General features: G+C 60.1%; 17 protein-coding genes. All 17 read left to right on the forward strand.

Annotated elements, in window-relative coordinates:
* On the forward strand, nucleotides 1-423 hold a 423-nt coding region (bluB, locus tag GDA65_12960), incomplete at its 5' end, for a 5,6-dimethylbenzimidazole synthase (GenBank protein MBA5863599.1).
* An 8-nt stretch (nucleotides 424-431) separates the two neighbouring features.
* Nucleotides 432-1,028: a cob(I)yrinic acid a,c-diamide adenosyltransferase gene (locus GDA65_12965; GenBank protein MBA5863600.1), complete on the forward strand. Its 597-nt coding sequence runs from the start codon at nucleotides 432-434 to the stop codon at nucleotides 1,026-1,028.
* Nucleotides 1,012-1,569, forward strand: coding sequence for a bifunctional adenosylcobinamide kinase/adenosylcobinamide-phosphate guanylyltransferase (cobU, locus tag GDA65_12970; protein ID MBA5863601.1), 558 nt, complete (start codon nucleotides 1,012-1,014; stop codon nucleotides 1,567-1,569). The genes GDA65_12965 and cobU overlap by 17 nt, the downstream gene beginning before the upstream one ends.
* 14 nt (nucleotides 1,570-1,583) lie before the next feature.
* Nucleotides 1,584-2,636 (forward strand): nicotinate-nucleotide--dimethylbenzimidazole phosphoribosyltransferase, encoded by a 1,053-nt coding sequence (gene cobT / locus GDA65_12975; GenBank protein MBA5863602.1) that lies wholly within the window; start codon nucleotides 1,584-1,586, stop codon nucleotides 2,634-2,636.
* Entirely contained in the window at nucleotides 2,608-3,402 is a 795-nt protein-coding gene (locus GDA65_12980; protein ID MBA5863603.1) for an adenosylcobinamide-GDP ribazoletransferase, read from the forward strand. The genes cobT and GDA65_12980 overlap by 29 nt, the downstream gene beginning before the upstream one ends.
* Entirely contained in the window at nucleotides 3,399-4,355 is a 957-nt protein-coding gene (gene cobD, locus GDA65_12985; GenBank protein ID MBA5863604.1) for a cobalamin biosynthesis protein CobD, read from the forward strand. Before GDA65_12980 ends, cobD begins: the two co-directional genes overlap by 4 nt.
* Entirely contained in the window at nucleotides 4,343-5,458 is a 1,116-nt protein-coding gene (locus GDA65_12990; protein ID MBA5863605.1) for a threonine-phosphate decarboxylase, read from the forward strand. Before cobD ends, GDA65_12990 begins: the two co-directional genes overlap by 13 nt.
* The gene (locus GDA65_12995) at nucleotides 5,455-6,186 is read left to right on the forward strand and encodes a hypothetical protein (GenBank protein ID MBA5863606.1); all 732 of its coding nucleotides are present in this window, start codon (nucleotides 5,455-5,457) and stop codon (nucleotides 6,184-6,186) included. Before GDA65_12990 ends, GDA65_12995 begins: the two co-directional genes overlap by 4 nt.
* A gap of 14 nt (nucleotides 6,187-6,200) precedes the next feature.
* Nucleotides 6,201-7,757: a cobyric acid synthase gene (locus tag GDA65_13000; GenBank protein MBA5863607.1), complete on the forward strand. Its 1,557-nt coding sequence runs from the start codon at nucleotides 6,201-6,203 to the stop codon at nucleotides 7,755-7,757.
* A 410-nt stretch (nucleotides 7,758-8,167) separates the two neighbouring features.
* Nucleotides 8,168-8,902, forward strand: coding sequence for a DUF3365 domain-containing protein (locus GDA65_13005; protein ID MBA5863608.1), 735 nt, complete (start codon nucleotides 8,168-8,170; stop codon nucleotides 8,900-8,902).
* Nucleotides 8,903-8,968: 66 nt separating this feature from the next.
* Nucleotides 8,969-9,331, forward strand: a complete 363-nt coding sequence (locus GDA65_13010) for a response regulator (protein MBA5863609.1) — start codon at nucleotides 8,969-8,971, stop codon at nucleotides 9,329-9,331.
* A gap of 3 nt (nucleotides 9,332-9,334) precedes the next feature.
* Nucleotides 9,335-9,880: a hypothetical protein gene (locus GDA65_13015; GenBank protein ID MBA5863610.1), complete on the forward strand. Its 546-nt coding sequence runs from the start codon at nucleotides 9,335-9,337 to the stop codon at nucleotides 9,878-9,880.
* A 95-nt stretch (nucleotides 9,881-9,975) separates the two neighbouring features.
* Nucleotides 9,976-11,850 carry a HAMP domain-containing protein gene (locus tag GDA65_13020; GenBank protein MBA5863611.1) on the forward strand — a complete coding sequence of 625 codons (1,875 nt, stop codon included), beginning with the start codon at nucleotides 9,976-9,978 and terminating at the stop codon, nucleotides 11,848-11,850.
* Between the two features lie 54 nt (nucleotides 11,851-11,904).
* On the forward strand, nucleotides 11,905-15,288 hold the full coding sequence (locus tag GDA65_13025; GenBank protein ID MBA5863612.1) for a response regulator: 3,384 nt from the start codon (nucleotides 11,905-11,907) through the stop codon (nucleotides 15,286-15,288).
* Between the two features lie 47 nt (nucleotides 15,289-15,335).
* A complete protein-coding gene (locus tag GDA65_13030) occupies nucleotides 15,336-15,908 on the forward strand; it encodes a hypothetical protein (GenBank protein ID MBA5863613.1) in 573 nt (190 codons plus the stop codon).
* A 15-nt stretch (nucleotides 15,909-15,923) separates the two neighbouring features.
* Nucleotides 15,924-16,400, forward strand: coding sequence for a hypothetical protein (locus GDA65_13035; protein MBA5863614.1), 477 nt, complete (start codon nucleotides 15,924-15,926; stop codon nucleotides 16,398-16,400).
* A gap of 28 nt (nucleotides 16,401-16,428) precedes the next feature.
* Nucleotides 16,429-17,913, forward strand: a complete 1,485-nt coding sequence (locus GDA65_13040; protein MBA5863615.1) for a response regulator — start codon at nucleotides 16,429-16,431, stop codon at nucleotides 17,911-17,913.
* Nucleotides 17,914-17,943 lie beyond the last annotated feature (30 nt).

Genomic DNA, 17,943 nt, shown 5'->3' on the forward strand with positions numbered 1-17,943 from the left:
TTGCGCTACAAGAAGCCACGCGCGGACCTGTATCGAACTCTCAAGCTCGAGGGTATCGAGGAATCATCGGTGAATCTCTGTGTGACGTGCAGTCGGCAACGAGGCGGTCCTCACGTCCTCGGCCGTTCGACGGTGCGGGATACGGATCTGTATAGTACCTGTTGCGCCATTCAGAACCTGTGGTTGGCGGCGCGGGTCGAAGGGATCGGGGTCGGCTGGGTGAGCATCTTGAGTCATACCGCATTAAAGCAGGTGCTCGACATTCCGAGGTCGGTTAAGGTGCTGGCCTACCTCTGTCTCGGCTACGTATCAGAGTTTGCGACAAAGCCAGATCTTGAAACTGCGGGCTGGCGCGCCAGACTTCCCGTGCAGGAACTGGTGCACTATGAGACATGGGGAAATAGAGTGCGAGGGAAGGAGTGAAGGCGGGGATGCGAATCACCAAGGTCTATACGAGAACCGGCGACGCGGGCCGCACAAGACTCGCAGGGGGGCAGCAGGTATGGAAGGACTGCCTGCGGGTTGAAGCCTATGGCGCCGTCGATGAACTGAATGCGTCCGTAGGATTAGTACGGGCGATGAATGCCGAGGGTGGGAGCGCGTCCCCCGCTTCCGCGCAACTCGAGGCGGACCTGCGCTGGATTCAGAATAAGTTGTTTGATGTCGGGAGTTTGCTCGCCACCGCGCCAGGCCAGACGTTTCCGAACATGCCGAAGGTCACGGGCAGCGATGTGACCCGGCTCGAGCAGATGATCGATCGCTGTCAGGAGGACCTGGCCCCGCTCAAGGAATTTATTCTGCCGGGCGGGGGAAAAGTTTCGGCCACGCTGCATCAAGCGCGTACGATCTGTCGCCGGGCCGAGCGCGACTGCATCCGGCTCAGCCGGGAAGAAGACGTGTCGGCCGAGCTCAACAAGTATCTGAACCGCTTAAGTGATGCGCTGTTTGTCATGGCGCGCTGGGTAGCCAAAACGCAGGGTGAGCCGGAGTTTTTGTGGCAGCGTGAATCCGATGCCTCCTCCAAGTAAATCGACGAAGCAGCCGCGGCGATCACGGTCACGTCTTATTCTGGTCGTGGGTGGAGCGGCTTCAGGGAAGAGTCAAGCGGCGCTGGAGCGGGCAGGCAGCCGAACACCCAAGGCCTTTGTCGCGACAGGGCAAGGACTGGATACGGAAATGCAGGCGCGTATTGCGCGGCACCGTGCGACACGGTCCGCCGATTGGGTGACGGCTGAGGTGCCGCGTGATCTGGCCGCCTGGTTTCGATCTGAAGGCCACGGCTATCGCACCATTGTCGTCGATTGTCTGACGCTCTGGCTGAGCAATGTCTGCGGGCGCCGTCTCGCCGGCGTGGATATGACTGACCGGGTCGATGAGGTCTTGCAGGCCATTCGCCGCATTCCGGCGCGTGTCGTGCTGGTGAGCAATGAACTGGGTTTTAGCCTGGTGCCGGCCAGCCGCAGCGCGCGCGCTTTCCGCGATGTCGCGGGGCGGGTCAATCAGCAGGTAGCCGCCTCGGCTGACGAGGTCTATGTTGTCATGTGCGGCCAGTCGCTCAGGCTCAAATAGGATAGGGAGAGACCATGACGCTCGATGAGGTGGTGGGCCTGATTCAACCGGTGAATCGTGATAGCGGGAAGCAAGCTCAGGCGCGGCTTGATCGATTGACCAAGCCGCTTGGCAGTCTGGGACGGCTGGAGGAGATGGCCGTTCAGTACGCCATGATCACGGGTGACGTGAAGCCTAATCTCCCGCGTGGAGTCGTCTATACCTTTGCGGCGGATCATGGGGTGGCGATGGAAGGCGTGAGCGCCTATCCGCCTGAAGTCACACCTCAAATGGTCCTGAATTTCCTTCGGGGCGGCGCCGGGGTGAATGTGTTGGCGCGGCATAGTGGCGTCGAGGTCCGGGTGGTGGATATCGGGGTGGCCTATGACTTTGAGTCCGTGCCGGGCCTCATTCAGAAGAAGATCATGAATGGGACGAACAATCTGTTGCGTGAACCGGCCATGACCCTGGCACAGGCACGACAGGCATTGCAGGTTGGAATAGATTTGGCTACCGAGGCTGCGCAAGAAGGCATCGGGCTCATCGGCACGGGCGAAATGGGGATTGGTAACACGACTCCGAGCGCGGCGATTGCGGCGGTCATGACCGGTCGCCCGGTCGCTGAAGTGACCGGGCGCGGTACCGGCATCGATGAAGCCGGACAGGCTCGCAAGGTGTCGGTCATTCAGCAGGCGCTGGATAGGCATCGCCCCGATCGGGCTGATGCGCTCGACGTGGTGGCCAAGGTGGGTGGACTCGAAATCGCCGGGCTGGCCGGCCTCATGCTTGGCGCGGCGGCGGCACGAGTGCCCGTGGTATTGGATGGATTTATTGCCGGCGCCGCCGCATTGATTGCCGTGGGCATACAGCCGCTATGCCGCGAGTACCTGATCGCCTCGCATCGATCGGTTGAACGAGGGCATCAGGCGATCTTGGAGTCGTTACATCTCCAACCTCTGCTCGATCTTGATCTCCGTTTGGGCGAAGGCACGGGGGCTTGTCTCGGAATGGGGCTGGTGCAGGCCTCGATCAAGATTCTCACCGAGATGGCGACGTTCGATGAAGCCGGTGTCTCGCAACGTGACTGAAATTGCCGCCATGACGAGACCGTTTGTGTTCGCCTGGCATTTCCTGACGGCGATCCCGATCAGCCGACATGACCATGCGCCGACGGGTCATGAGTTGGCGGCATCGATGGCCTGGTATTCCACTGTCGGCCTCCTGATCGGCGGTCTGACGGTGTTGGCCGACGTTGGCTTGCGTTCGTGGCTGGCAGCGGAGGTCAGCAATGCGTTATTGATCGTCCTGGTCGTGCTGCTGACGCGAGGGTTGCATCAGGATGGCCTGGCGGACACAGTGGATGGAATAGCCGGCGGCCGAACCGTTGAGGACCGTCTGCGGATCATGCGCGATCCGCGAGTCGGGGCGTTCGGCGCGGCGGCCCTGTTTCTTTCTTTATTGCTGCGGTATGCCGGGTTGCTCGCGCTGCCTGCCGCGCTGCGGCTGCCGGTGTTGCTGTGCATGCCGGCACTGGGTCGCTGGGCGATGGTCAGTCTGGCGTGGGCCTCTCCTTCAGCCCGACGCGACGGCGGACTGGCGGCATCGTTTCTCACCCATTTATCCTGGCCGCCTGTCTTGCTCTCAAGCCTCGTGTTGGCCGTCGCCTTGACGATAGCATTGGGCGGAAGTGTTGCGGTTGCGACGATGGGCATGGGGATTCTGTTGCTGGCCCTGATTAGGCAACGGTGTCTCACGTTGCTGGGAGGCGTGACGGGGGATGTTCTCGGGGCCACGAACGAAGTGATCGAGATCCTCTTCCTCTTGTTGATTCCGGCGTTGGGGATGGCCCGATGACCGGGGTGGAATTAGCGCTCGCTGCGGTGCTTGATGCCGCGGCAGGGGATCCCCGCTGGTTGCCCCATCCGGTGAGGGGGATGGGAGCGGTCATCGCCTGGGTTGATCATCATGTCCGCGCCGTCTGCCGGAGCGAGCAGGCCCTTCAGATTGCGGGGAGCTGTTTGGCGCTGGGCCTACCTGCCGCAGTGTACGCCGCTGCAACGTGGGTGATTGCGCAGGTGATGGAGGTCGCTCCTCTGCTTGGGCAGGTGGTCGGCATCGGATTGGCGTATACGACGCTGGCCGGGCGCGATCTGTTTGACCACGTTCACGCGGTGCTCCGCGAGTTGACTGCAGGTAATCTGTCTGGCGCCCGTGAAGCCGTGGCGATGATTGTCGGCCGTGACAGTGCGACCTTGACAGAGCCTGAAATTGCCCGAGCCGCGGTGGAAACCATCGCCGAAAGCACCTCCGACGGAATCATCGCGCCATTGGTGTATCTGTCCCTGGGCGGGGCACCGCTTGCGCTGGCGTATAAGGCGGTCAACACACTCGATTCCATGATCGGTCATCGCGATGAACGCTATGAACATTTCGGCTGGGCCTCAGCCAGACTCGATGATGTGATGAACTGGGTACCGGCGCGATTGGCCGGCGGGTTCATCGCGCTGGCTGCAGGCCTTTCGACCGGCCAGTGGCATCGTATCCACGAAAGTTGGTACATGCTCCATCGAGACGGCGACAAACATCCCAGTCCGAACAGCGGAAGGCCGGAAGCCGCCATGGCCGGCGCTTTGGGCGTGCGACTTGGTGGAAGAAATTATTATGATGGCGTGCCTCACGAGGCTCCGCTCATCGGTGAGGGGGCCGCAGAGATAAGTCCGGAGCATATCCGCCAAGCGTCTCGCATCATGGTTGTCACCTATGGGCTGGGTCTGTTCTTCGCCCTGCTCTCCCTATGGGTATCATGAAGCGCCCGGCTCACGGCGGGGATGTCTACGCGGCGGCTCGTGAATCGGGGCGAGATGTCCGGCATCTGCTGGATTTCAGCGCCAGCATCAATCCCCTGGGACCATCCCCTGCGGCCTGGCGGGCGATCAGTCAAACGGGTGAACTGCTGCGCCATTACCCGGATTCGACCTGTTGGGATCTGCGGGAGGCGCTGGCGAGGTTTTGGGACCGTACGCCGGAAGAGTTTCTGGTCGGTAATGGGTCGACCGAATTGATCCACCTGCTTCCCGAGGCCTTACAGATTAGACATCTTCTGGTCATTGGCCCGACCTTCTCCGAATATTCGACCGCCATGGCCAGGGTCGGGGGGCAGATCAGCAGCGTCATGGCCGCGCGTGCAGACGGATACCGGCCTCCGCTTGAACAGGTCTTGACCGCTCTGGATGCGTCTTCGAACAAAGGAAACAGCCTGTCTCCTGATGCGGTGATGCTGTGTAATCCCAACAGCCCGACCGGGCAAGTGTGCGATGCCGCCATGGTCAGGAAGCTGGCTCGTCGGGCGGCTCGCCTTGGACAATGGTGCCTCGTAGATGAAACCTTTGCCGAATATTGCGAGCAGGCCTCGATACTGCCGGAAGGCCTTCCGGCGCGGACCGTCGTGTTGCGGAGTTTTACTAAGTTTTACGGATTGCCAGGCCTTCGTGTGGGCTATGCGGTCGGGAATCCCAAGGTCATCAAGCAATTGGGCGCTCATCAGCCTCCCTGGTCGGTGAATATGCTCGCTCAGCGAGCTGCCCGGATCGCATTACATGACTGGCGGCACAACTGGCGGAGTCTCCGGTTCATGGAGCAAGAGCGGGCGCGGTTCGCGAAAGGACTGGAGCGATTGCCCGGCTGTTCGATTTTTCCCTCCGCGGCCAACTTCCTGCTCCTGGAATTGCCGGCAAGATTGAAGTCTGCGCGCGTGGTATCGGCGTTTCGGCGGCAAGGGCTCTTGGTTCGAGATTGCTCGCAGGTGCCGGGACTGAATGATCGTTCGATACGGGTCGCCGTTCGGTCGCGCCTTGACAATGATCGACTGCTCCAATCCCTGTCGGACATCATCGGGAACATCCGAGCATGACCGGGGTTCGTGCAGACCGATTCTCTGTTCGGCATCGGGTTGTTTCCGACACGCTCATTGTGGATCTTGGCGCACGCATGCGCGTGTTGTCCTCTGCTCCGCGAGGAGGAGGGCTTCGAACGGCCAGATACATCCTGAATCATCAGGTTCCTTCGAATCCGCCAGGATCAGGCGCAGGAGGAAACTGGGAGCATCCATCCCATTCTCTGAGGCGGCTTGCGGAAATGCTCGGAGTAGACACCGACTGTGTCGGTCTCATGACGGCAGTCCCCATGACGCAGCTGGTGGCTCATCGAGAGGAGGGCGATGGAATCTGGGTGGAGGGTTTTGCCACCGTGGGGGTCACCAATGCCGTGCGGGCGGGGGAGCCTGTGCGGCGTGTACAAGACAAACCGGGCGGCGCGGCGGCAGGAACGATTAATCTCATTCTGGTCACGAATGGGTGTCTGGCAGTCTCTGCCATGGTCGGCGCGGTGCAGGTGGCGACGGAGAGCAAAACCGCCGTGTTGCGGGATCATGCCATTCCCAGCTGTACCGGTCTCGCCGGTGCGACCGGTACGGGGACGGATGCCGTGGTTGTCGCTTCCGCCATACGAGGAAAGGGTCCCTGGCATCCGTATGCGGGAACGCATACGGAGATCGGATCCATGATCGGCCGGGTCGTGGCTGAATGTCTCCTCCAGGGCTTGACCTTGGCGGCACAGTGGGTCGATAGGGCTCGTATCTGAACGTCCTCATTCCTATGAACCATCCTTCCCGCGCCAAAGCCATTGCGATTCTTGGAACCGGCTCCGATGTCGGGAAAAGCATGGTCACGGCCGGCCTCTGCCGGCTCCTGCATCGCGCCGGAATGCGCGTGGCCCCCTTCAAGGCACAGAACATGTCCCTTAACTCATTCGTCACACCGGAGGGCGGGGAGATCGGGCGTGCGCAGGCGTTGCAAGCCGAGGCTTGCGGGATTGCTCCCCATGTCGACATGAATCCGATCTTGCTCAAACCGGAATCCAACGCCCGATCGCAAGTGGTGGTGCAGGGGAGAGTCTTCGCGACATTGGATGCCCGGGCGTACTTCACACGCGGACGCGACTCGGAATTACTGCGCGCGGTGCGGGAGAGCTACGAACGGCTCGCTGGACAGTATGAGGTGATCGTGATCGAGGGGGCCGGCAGCGCCGCTGAAGTGAATTTGCGCGATCGCGATCTCGTGAACTGGCCCATGGTGGAACTGGCTGATGCTCACGTGGTGCTGGTGGGGGATATCGACCGCGGAGGCGTCTTCGCTCAAATCATCGGGACCCTCGACCTGATTGCGCCGGAGGAACGTGCCCGCGTTTGCGGGATCGTGATCAACAAGTTTCGCGGGGATAGGGCGCTCTTCGACGACGGCGTCCGTTTTCTCACCGAACGGACGGGGATACCCGTCCTTGGAGTCCTGCCGTACCTTCGCGATCTCACATTGGATCAGGAAGATAGCCTTGATGCTGGCGCCGGTGGACGAGTTTCCTTCGCAGCTGATCGTGCCAACATTGCCGTGCTGCTCGTGCCGCACATGAGCAACTTCACCGATTTCAACGCGCTTGCTGAAGAAACCGATGTGGCGTTGCGGTATGTCGCAAGCCCCGGGGAGGCAGCCGGAGCTGACGTGATGGTCATTCCCGGCTCGAAGACGACGCTGTCGGATCTGGGGTACCTCCGGGAGAAGGGCTTTGAGCGCCTGTTGCATGATCATGTGCAACGTGGAGGGGAAGTGGTTGGCATCTGCGGCGGGTATCAGATGCTGGGCCAATGGATCGCCGATCCCGACGGAGTGGAGACCGGCGGCCAGGGAACCGGTTTGGGATTGTTGCCGGTCACTACCGTCCTGGCGCGGGACAAGATTACGGAGCAGGTCGAGGCGCAGGCGCTGCATATTGACGGATCAACCACATTGCCTGTCCGGGGGTATCTCATTCACATGGGCAGAACTGATCGCGGCGGGCTTCAGCCTTGCTTCCAGCTTCTGGAAAAGCGAGGCGGGCTGAAGGATCACGGTAGAGAAATTCCTCGCGCAGAGGAATTTCAGGATGGCGCGGTGCGCCATGATGGGTTGGTGTGGGGGACCTATGTCCATGGCCTCTTCGATCAGCCGTCTTTTCGCCGGGCCTGGTTGAACCGGCTGCGCAGCCGCAAGGGGTTATCGGCGGTTCCCCTTGAAGACTCCCAACGCGTGAATGAGACACGGCTCAACGCGATGGACCGCTGGGCGGATCACGTCGGCCGGCACCTTGATCTCGCTCCTCTTCTGGCATGGCTCCGGTAGCCCAATCGGGCGTCATCTTCGAACTCTCCGCTGCCGTCGGCTCCCATGTCAGTTTGACGCTTCCACCGTCAAGCGACCAAACTTTGGCGCTTCGATGAAAATCTTGAACAATTGAGGTCCCTGCTCAGACTCCCTGACCATAGTGGGTATAGTTGATCGTCCACATCTAATCATCCGCAAAATCGCCGACTTCATTTCAGACGCCTCCGCTCATTCGGGGAATTCTAAGTAATTGTTTTGTTTGGCACCGAACGTGCACGAGGCAGGCCGGGGCTGCAGGGGCTGACGAAACCGTCATCAGGCCAAAAATTGTCAATGACTGATTTTGCGCTATCTTTGACAGAGGTTTGGCGCAGTGGGAGCGATCGAATTCCTCAGGAGCGACATTGAGATCGGCAGGAGGAGGGGGCATGGGAAATCATGGAATCAGCGCAATGGTGGTGGCTGTCCTGACGGCGGCCTGTGTGGGGCTGCCCGTTCCGGCATCGGCCAATACCGAGGTGGAAACGGCGGAGTTACTTATTAAATTGGTGCAGGTCGGACGCGGTGTTCTATCCGAAAACCAGGTCACGATCAATGATGCCAGTAAAGGGGACAAGGGATTCACCGGGGACTATGTCGCCAACCAGGTTATCGACCGGTTTCGCAAGGCGACCAAGATTGATCTGAGCCGCCCCGCCACTGTTCCGCAAGCGCCGTTGTTCCTCGCCATGGTGGAATCGGAGAAAGAAGTGATCGACGAGGCGCAGCCCGTGATCAACAAGCAGGGCGTCGGCTTCAAAGGCATTATTCCCGCCGTGTTCGCGCGCAAATCGGGCGAACGCTTCTACCGCAAGACCGGTATTCGCGTGAAGCTGACCAGCATTGACTATCGGTTTCCCGGAAACCGGCCGGATGAGTTCGAGTCCGAAGTGTTACGGATTTTTGCGGACACGCGCCATCCGAAAGGACAGCCATATAGCAAGGCCACCATATTGGACGGGAGACCGGTGCTGCGCATGATGGATCCGGAATATGCTGCGACCACGTGTCTCAGCTGTCATGGAAATCCGAAAGGCGAGCGCGATGTCACCGGCGCCAAGAAAGAGGGCTGGCATGAGGGTGATCTAGCTGGCGCCATCAGCATTGTCATTCCTATGAAGTAGGCGCGACGGCGAACTCGACATATGCCAGTCGCACACGGGTATCCGCTTTGAAGGGGGGATGGATTCATGAGCAAAATTGTTGTGGTCGATGATTCGTACGCCGAACTGCAGTTGATCGAAGGGTATCTCAAGTCTGCCAATCATACGGTGGTGTCTTATCCGAATACCGATAAACTCGAAGACAAGTTGGCGTTGGATAAGCCGGATCTGATCGTGCTGGACGTCGTCATGCCCGGGCGCAACGGATTCCAAGCGTGCCGCGACTTGAAGGGCGATGACCGGTTCAAAGGCATTCCGATCGTGCTGTGCACGTCCAAGGGACAGGAAAGCGATAAGTTCTGGGGGCAGCAACAGGGCGCGAACGGGTATGTGGTGAAGCCGTTCAAGGCCGAAGAATTGGTGGCAGCCGTGAAACGGGCATTGAACTAACTCATGAGCGACGTTCCACTCATCCAGTCTCAGCCTTCCGCTGCCTCTCCGGCCCAGGGATCCTCCGGTTCATCGAGGCCTTCCGCCGCACCGACCGAAGGCGCGCTGCGCATGTGCGTGTTGACGCTGGGAGGAGAGCTCTTCGCCATCAATCTACACCATGTCAGTGAAGTGTTCGAGGTGGAATCCGTGACGGCCGTGCCCAGCATGCCCAGCTATCTGACGGGAGTGACCAACCTCCGGGGCACGGTGATTACGCTGGTTGATTTGCGCGGGAGCCTCGGCTTGTCGGTGACTACCAGGCCGCTGCCGATTGCGGTGGTGATACGTCACGGCGCCAGACAGGTAGGTGTGCTGGTCGATCACGTTCCGGAAATTCATACGGTTTCCCGCGAGCATCTGCTGCCGGCCATGCAAGCGGGTCCGGCTGGCGCGCGACCCTGTGTGTCGGCAGTCCTCCGTCTGGACCACCGTCTGGGAGGCGTCCTGGAAGTACCGCAGGTCTTTGCGCAGGTGGACGGGGGGAGTGCCGCATGGCCGGTTGTGTAAGGGACAGAGTGATGGCGGTTCGTAGGCCCGCGCGACGAGGGATTGTGCGACCGGGAATCGAACGTTGAGAACGCAGTAACAAGGAGGAGCGCACCATGATCGGGCAAGGCGTCACGAATCGATTCCAGGACATGAACACACGATCGAAGCTGCTGCTCAGTTTTGGCCTGGTGAGTTTCATCATCTTGATCATGGCCAGCGTCGGCGTATTCACGCTGCGCCAGCTCAGTGCCCAGTCGCAAACCGTGTACGCGGGCTACACAGTGCCGCTCGCCGATTTCGCTCAGATGGGAACGGCGCTCACCAAGCATCACCAGATCTTGCTGGACGTCGCGTCTGCCACCAAACAAAGCGACTTCGCCCAGGAGATCACGAAACTCCCCCCGTTGAAAGCCGAGATCGAGAAAGCCGTGACTAACTATAAGAGCACCAACTTGCGGGTGTCCCGATCAGGCCGCGACGAAATAAAAGACCTCACGCTGTTTGAGCCGGCGCTCAAAAAGTATTTCCAGGAAGCGGATGGCGCGCTCAGCGCCATGGCGGATAGCTTCGATCGCAATACCCTGTCCGCGGCACAGGCCGAGCAAATGCGGGCCCTCGGTGTCCTGGCCTTGACCGTCAACCTGACGCCTCCATTCGAAAACGCGGTGAAGCGCCACAACGAGCAGATCATCAGCATTGAAGCGGTGGCAAAGGATCTGAACGACGACGCCCAATCCCTGGCAGCCAGCGGTACCTTTATTCTCGTGGCCGGTGGTCTGGTGGCCGTGGCGCTGGGATTGTTCGTCGGATATCTCCTGGCGACCTTCCTGTCGCGAAACATTTCGCACATTGCCAGTGTCGCCACACAGGCCGCCGGCGGCAACCTGCAGGCGCGCGCGAAAATCGGATCACACGATGAGCTCGGGCAGATGGCGACGGCGTTTAACTCCATGCTCGATCGTATTACGGCTCTCGTATCGACGGAGGAAGAGCGAGACCTGATGCAGAAGCGCCTCATGCAATTTCTCGTGCTCGTGTCGGAAGTGGGTAAAGGAGACCTGACTCGTCGAGGCGAGGTGACGGCCGACATGTTCGGAAACCTGGCCGACGGTTTTAACCTCATGATCGCGCGATTCGGACAATTGTTGAAACAGGTGCGCGAAGCCGCCGACCGCGTGAACAAGTCGGCCGGTACGCTCCGGGATTCTGCCGGACAGATGTCCGGAACGGCCCGCACGCAGGCGGAAGAATCCGTGCGGACGCTGGGCGCGGTCGAACAGCTGGCCGCCGGTATGCGCCAGGTCGCCACCACGGCCGGAGCCTCGTCGGATTCCGCCAAGCAAGTGTTGTCCGCGACTGAACGCGGAAACGTCGCGGTGCAGGAAACGGTGCGCGATATGCAAAGCATTCGTTCCGCGGTGCAACGCATGTCCAAGCAGGTGAAGGGCCTCGGCGACCGTTCGTTGGAAATTTCCCAGATCGTGTCGACCATTCGTGATATCGCTAACCAGACGAACCTCCTCGCGCTCAACGCCGCCATTGAGGCGGCGGGCGCCGGTGAGGCCGGTGCGCGATTCGCCGTCGTCGCCGACCAGGTCAGAAAGTTGGCGGAAAGTTCCACGCAAGCCACGCGTGAAATTGCGGACCTCGTCAAAGTGATTCAAACGGAAACGCAGGATGCGGTTGTCGCGATGGAGCATGAAACGCAGGCCGTGGAAGCCGGATCTGCGTCGGCCCTCCGCACCGGTGACGTGTTCGCCGAAATTTCAGATATTGCGAAACGGTCTTCCGAACTGGCCCAGAATATCGCCAGCGCGGCCTCGGACCAGACCTCATCGACTGAAAAAGTCGGTCGCGCGATTAAGGAGTTCACGGGCGGCGCCGTGGCGACGCAGAAACAAACCGATTCCACGCGACTCACGATCGAGGATATGGCCAAGCTGGCCGAAGGCCTCAACTCCTCAGTCGCGCAGTTCAAGCTGGTGTAGCCGAATTCCAGGAGAGCGGTGACCATTCCCCCGCTCGGATTATGAAGCAGGGCCATGAGCGCTGATTTTGATCGCGACCAGCTACTGGACATTTTCGTGGCCGAAGCCGGTGACGATATGGAACGGTTCTGGAAGGCATTACACCTGGAAGGGAAGGCGCGTCCCGAACCGGCCGACGTGGCCGACTTCCACGCCATCGGCCATAAATTAAAAGGCGCGGCGCTGTTGTACGGTTTTCCGGGTCTGGGCCAACTTGGCGCGTTACTCGAGGAGACGCTTGAACATGTGCAGGAGATATCTCCGGAGCAATGGCCGGTCGCCTTTGATGTGATCCGGGACATCGTCGCATCCTTCCGCCATCAGGTGGCGCGGATTGGGCGCGGGGAAGGCGAAGATGCCTCTCTCGTGGACGGGTTCGTTCAACGGTGCGCGCAATTCCTGCCGGCAGCGTCTCCAGAGACCGGGTCAACACAGTCCCCGAACACATCGACGGAGCCGCCTGACGAATACCTTCTGCCCGTGATGGATGAAGAAGTCCTTTCGTACTTTGCTCCTGAAGCCGAAGACTATCTCAATACGATTCACACGCTCCTCCAGCGTTTGGACATCGACGTGTCGGATGTGGAGACCATTCATCAACTGTATCGTGTCGCCCATACACTCAAGGGTTCAGCTTATACGGTCGGATTTCAGGTCGTGGGTGATGTGGCCTTGCCCATCGAAAACTGTCTGATAGCGGTTCGCGAAGGCACGGCCGTCATCACGCCTCAGTGGATCGCCACGATCCGGCATGCGGTGGACGTGATGCGTTCGCTGATGGCTCGAGACGCGCAGCAGTTGGCTCGGCTGCGGCAGGACGTGCCCTGCATTATGACCATGCTTCGTGAACTGGAGCATGGCATCTCCCAAGCCGAAGATTCCGCTACGGCGTCCGTGCCGGACACACGCGCCTCCGTTCGGGAAGTGGCTCCTCCTGCGGTCGTGGCGGCTGAGCCGATTGCCCAGGCGGCCGAGCACAATCACTCCCTCCAATTGTCGGAAGCCTATTTGATTCCTCAGTTGGATGCCGAAGTCATTTCCTATTTCGCTCCCGAGGCACAGGAGTACCTGGACAATCTTGAGACTGACTTGTTGCGAGTCGATAAGGATGCGGCCAACCCGGATATCATCCATCAATTGTTTCGCACAGCTCATACGTTAAAGGGGTCGGCCTATACCGTCGGGTTCCAATCCATCGGCGATCTGACGCACCATATCGAAGATTTCATGGGCGCGGTGCGTGAAGGCCGTGTGACGTTTCTCCTCGGTCATACGGATGTGCTCTTGCGCGCAATAGACGTCATTCGCGCTCTGATGCGGCGCGACCCGTCAGTATTCAGCCGGACGAGACAGCGGTTCGCAGCGTCGCTCCAGGAATTGAAAGGGTTGGGAGAAGCCTCGCCGACAGGGGGCATGGACTCTGCCGTTCCATCCGTGCCTGAAGCGGTCGTTCCCTCCGATTTGAATGAAGCCGAGACTGCGGAGTCGATCAATGCCGGCGAAGGAAAATCCGGAGAAGAGCGGGAGGTGATCCGGGTCAGCCGTGATCGCTTGGAACGTCTGCTCAACCTGGTCGGCGAATTGGTCATCGATCGCGGGCGTCTCGAACAGCGGTTACGCACGCTGGAACAGCTGGCCACCCAGGTGTTGGCCAATAAAAATCGCCTGACTGATGCGGTGCGGACATTTGAAGACAAGCATACCTTCTCCTTTCAGCCCTCTCCCCTGTCCCAGGGGGAATCAGCGCCTCAGGCGTTTCCCGGTGTCAGCGACTTCGGCAGTCTGGAATTCGATAAGTACGATGACTTCAATATTCTGGCCCGCCGGATCAGCGAGGTGACCGCGGACATCAGCGAATCTATGTCGCAGTTGTCCGGATCGATCCGCCGCGCCCAGGACGATATGGGATCGTTGCAACAGTTGACGCTCGGCATGCGCGATGAAATTGCCCGCGCGCGCATGGTGCCGATCGGCACTCCGTTTACCCGGTTCCGTCGTGCGGCTCGCGAAATGGCCAGGGCCACAGGGAAAGAGGTGAATCTGGTCACCTCCGGAGAACATACAGAAATCGATACCGGCGTGGTCGAGCGTTTGGTGGACCCGCTGGTGCATTTGGTCAGGAATGCCGTCTATCACGGCATCGAGCCGGCGTCGGTCCGCCGGGTTCAAGGCAAGCCGGAGGCAGGTACCGTGTACCTGCACGCTGCGCATCGGGGCAACTCGGTGCTGATCGAAGTCGAAGACGACGGCGCGGGGCTCGACATCGCAAAGATCAAAGCGAAGGCGGTCAAGCTGGGACTTGTCAGGCAGGATGTCGCTGAAACCCTTCCCGAGAGCGAAGTCATCAAGTTCATCTTCCTGCCCGGATTCTCTACCGCTGATGCCATCGGTGAGCAAGCGGGACGCGGAGTCGGCATGGATGTGGTCAAGCGCGTCATTGAAACGATGAATGGCCATATCGAGGTGGAATCGGTGCGCGGGCAGGGCACCAAGTTTACGATGCATTTGCCCCTCACCCTGTTGATCGCAACCGCTTTGCTTGTGCGGGTCGGAAAAGAACGGTATGCGATCCCTCTCCCGAGTGTGCGCGAAGTCACGATGTCGACCGCGTCGACGATTCAGCATATGGGCGATCGTCGCGTTGTGCAGATCGGCGACGAAGCCATCGAAATCTATCCGCTCGGAAGCCTCATTCGACGCGAGGCTGGGATGACGGATGACGCCTCCCCCGTGGTGATCGTGCGAACGTCAACCGGCGCACTTGGCTGCGCGGTGGACGAATTGCTGGGCCGGCAGGAAATTGTCATTAAGTCGCTGGGCGGACTGAAGCCGTATGAGCGGTCCGTGTTCGGTGGGGCCACGATCGATCCCGAGGGACGTGTGGTGTTGGTGCTGGATGTCAGTCGCCTGACCACGCGCGAGTATTATGAGAGCGTGTCGATTGCGCAGGCTCCCGCCGTGCCGTCGAACGAGGACGCGACAGGGAACCGTGATGCGAGACAGGATTCCCGCTCGCCGTTACCCCTCTTGTTGATCGACGACTCCCTCAGCATCAGAAAGTTCGTGGGCCGCATGCTCGAAGCTGCGGGGTATATCGTGGAAACAGCGACGGACGGCGAAGAGGGGTGTCGCAAGGCGATGGTGCAAGCCTACCAACTGATTATCACCGATCTCGAAATGCCCAAGTTGAACGGCTACGAAGTCATTCAAGCCCTTCGGGCAAGACCCCAGACTCATGCGACCCCGATCCTCGTGATGACGACGCGGGCGGGCGAGAAGCATCGTCAAATGGCCGTCAGTGTCGGCGCATCCGGCTACATTGCCAAACCGGTCGAGGAACGGGCGTTGATTCAGGAAGTGCGCAAATGGACCGCTCCCGGAGCGCGGGCTGAAATATAAGAAGGTTTTGCCGACTCCTGCCGTTGCTGGCAGAATGAAGGACGTCTATGGGTCTTCGCGGACAACGGGCAGTCACCATATCGGGCGGGCACGCTGTCAGGTTTCTTGTCACGCTGATCGGTCGCTCCTCCGTTGCACTTCCCGCGCAGTGGGTTCGCGGCATCGTAACGCCTGCCTCGGCCGGCCCTGACGGGCTCATCACATGGGCGGGCGTGCCCTACAACCGAACTGATTTGGCCGCTCGACTCAAGATCGTCTCCCAAGGTCTTTCCCTCGATACCAGGTTCATTTTGTATGGCAATGAAGAACAGTCGCGGTCATTCGCGGTGGATAAAGTGGTCGGGCTGCTGGACGTCGAGCGGGAGCTGATCCATCCGTTACCCCCTCAGTTCCGGGGCCAGGAACGAGAGCGATGGCTGGGATTTTTTGTCGACACGTCGTCCGTCGCGCTGATTGCCAATCCCTTTTGGGCGCTGGAGCTTCCCCTCAGGCCGCAGGCGTTGGAGATCTTTGCGATCCGCTTTTTGGAGCGCAAGCCGGGAGAAAGGGAGTCACGACTTCATCTGCCGGCGGCTGCCACGGATGAGGCGGTGTCGATGTCAACGGGCCAAGTGAGCTAATTCTCAAAGGTCATCATGCTACGAGCTCAGTTACGCAGGCAGTCACACGAGACGGGACGAGGCACGACCCACGCGCGGGTGGAAAATCTGGTGGTGTTTTCAGTCGCCGGGCAACGGTTGGCTGCCAGGACTGAAGAGATCGGCGGGGTGTTGCCCTGGCCTGGCGCCACGCCGGTTCCCAGTGATACGCCATTTGTGACGTCGTTGGTCCGCTATGAGGAGTCGTGTCTTCCGGTGTTTGATCTTGCGGCCAAATTCGATCGTACGGTGCGCGAAGAGGAATCGCTGTGTCTGATCGTCAAACATGTTGATGGTCCTCTCGCAATCTGCATCGACTCACAGGTGCCATCACTGCACGTGGTGCCGCGCTCAGAGATACGGTATCAAAGCGGCCTCGATCCAGACATGGCCGGATCGTGCGTCGCAGGCGACGAACAGCTGCCTCTTATCAACCTGGCAACCTTAGGGGTCGCATCAAGGCGTTCAGCCTGATGCATCCGATAGCGAGTAGGGGAATGACATGCCAAAGATTTTGATTGCCGATGACAGCATTGCGGTTCGCAAGGTGGCTGAACGACTTTTGACTGAGGCCGGAATGGGTGTCACGCTCGCGGCGAACGGATCGGAAGCTCTGGCGATGTTGGCAAAGGACCGTCCGGATCTGATCGTCTCCGACGTCATCATGCCCGACAAGAGCGGCTACGAAGTCTGCGCATTCATCCGCGGGCAGGCCAATCTGGCCGATCTTCCCGTGCTGCTGATCAGCGGTATTGTCAACGATGAAGTATCCAGACAGGCCGAAACCTGCAAGGCCGATGGCGTGCTGAAAAAGCCGTTTCAGGGATCCTCCCTGAAGGATCGCGTGCTGGATTTGCTCACCAAGCGTCCGCACAAACCTGCGCCGGTTTCGGAACCGATTCATATCCCGATGGCAGAACCGCCGGTCATAGCGGAAGTCGCGCCTGCGCCGGTCTCGCCCATGCAGGAAGAGCTCTCCCCCGGTCCATCGGCACAGCCGGAGTGCAAGCAACCGGTTGAACCCGTTGCGATGGCTATGGACCTGCCATCGGCGGCGTCGGCGGAGCAGGTGAGGAATCAGGCAGGTCCCGCTGAGGTCATTCCCTCCAATCGGGCCAATGAGCCGAGTCCTCTGGTGCAGGCGGACAATCAATACCAGTCGATTCTGGCCGAACGGGATGCCAGGATCACCGAACTTGAGGAGCAGCTGGGATCTGAACGCAGGCACAGCCAGGGCGAGCGTCAACAGAATCAGTTGATGATGTCGGAACAACGCGAGCAGATCGCTGAATTATCTTCGCGAACGCAGGCGCTTGAAAGCCACCTTTCAGAAGAGCGCGCCCACCGGGATTCGATGACCCGACAGTTGGAAGACCTGTCGAGGCAGGCGCACCGGCTGAACGAGGTCGAAGCCGCCTTGCTCGAAGAGCGGCACCGTGCCGAGCAGCTGGCGCAGCAGGTCTCCGAGGGCGCTCGTCTGGGGGCGCGTATTGTGGAATTGGAGGCCCATCTCGAAGCTGAGCGGGAGGCGGCCAACCAACTGGTCAGCCAGATTACCAACCTCGAGCATGTCGAAGGCCGCATGAAGGAACTCGAGCGAGTCCTGGCGCGCGAGAGGGAGGAGGCAATGGCTCTGCGGAACGAACGCGCGCAATTGGAAAAAAGTGCGGCCATGGTGCCGGCACTGGAAGAGGCGGGCGAGAAGGTTCGCGCTCAGGTTGCCGAACTCGATGCGACTCTCACGGCTGAGCGTGACGCCGCGGCTGCCCTTCTGGCGCAATACAAGCAGATGGAAGAGAAAGCTGAACGTGGGCAGGAATTAGAGCAGGAGCTGAGCGCCGAACGGGACCACTCCATGCAGCTGACCAAACGGGTGGCTGATGCCGAGTTGATGGCCGAACAGTCGACGCGACGATTCGAAGACCTGGCGAGGAAGCTGGGTGAAATCGCGGGACTCGCCTCCCAACTTGGGAACGCAAAACGCTAAAAGGCCGCCACTCGTCCGATGTCGGTCGAG

The organism is Nitrospira sp. CR1.1 (assembly GCA_014055465.1).
GTDB lineage: Bacteria > Nitrospirota > Nitrospiria > Nitrospirales > Nitrospiraceae > Nitrospira_A.

Bases quoted from the DNA above. Each gene is read 5' to 3' on its own strand.
- GDA65_12965 (MBA5863600.1), top strand. From the start codon at position 432: ATGCGAATCACCAAGGTCTATACGAGAACCGGCGACGCGGGCCGCACA.
- cobU (MBA5863601.1), top strand. From the start codon at position 1,012: ATGCCTCCTCCAAGTAAATCGACGAAGCAGCCGCGGCGATCACGGTCA.
- cobT (MBA5863602.1), top strand. From the start codon at position 1,584: ATGACGCTCGATGAGGTGGTGGGCCTGATTCAACCGGTGAATCGTGAT.
- GDA65_12980 (MBA5863603.1), top strand. From the start codon at position 2,608: ATGAAGCCGGTGTCTCGCAACGTGACTGAAATTGCCGCCATGACGAGA.
- cobD (MBA5863604.1), top strand. From the start codon at position 3,399: ATGACCGGGGTGGAATTAGCGCTCGCTGCGGTGCTTGATGCCGCGGCA.
- GDA65_12990 (MBA5863605.1), top strand. From the start codon at position 4,343: ATGGGTATCATGAAGCGCCCGGCTCACGGCGGGGATGTCTACGCGGCG.
- GDA65_12995 (MBA5863606.1), top strand. From the start codon at position 5,455: ATGACCGGGGTTCGTGCAGACCGATTCTCTGTTCGGCATCGGGTTGTT.
- GDA65_13000 (MBA5863607.1), top strand. From the start codon at position 6,201: ATGAACCATCCTTCCCGCGCCAAAGCCATTGCGATTCTTGGAACCGGC.
- GDA65_13005 (MBA5863608.1), top strand. From the start codon at position 8,168: ATGGGAAATCATGGAATCAGCGCAATGGTGGTGGCTGTCCTGACGGCG.
- GDA65_13010 (MBA5863609.1), top strand. From the start codon at position 8,969: ATGAGCAAAATTGTTGTGGTCGATGATTCGTACGCCGAACTGCAGTTG.
- GDA65_13015 (MBA5863610.1), top strand. From the start codon at position 9,335: ATGAGCGACGTTCCACTCATCCAGTCTCAGCCTTCCGCTGCCTCTCCG.
- GDA65_13020 (MBA5863611.1), top strand. From the start codon at position 9,976: ATGATCGGGCAAGGCGTCACGAATCGATTCCAGGACATGAACACACGA.
- GDA65_13025 (MBA5863612.1), top strand. From the start codon at position 11,905: ATGAGCGCTGATTTTGATCGCGACCAGCTACTGGACATTTTCGTGGCC.
- GDA65_13030 (MBA5863613.1), top strand. From the start codon at position 15,336: ATGGGTCTTCGCGGACAACGGGCAGTCACCATATCGGGCGGGCACGCT.
- GDA65_13035 (MBA5863614.1), top strand. From the start codon at position 15,924: ATGCTACGAGCTCAGTTACGCAGGCAGTCACACGAGACGGGACGAGGC.
- GDA65_13040 (MBA5863615.1), top strand. From the start codon at position 16,429: ATGCCAAAGATTTTGATTGCCGATGACAGCATTGCGGTTCGCAAGGTG.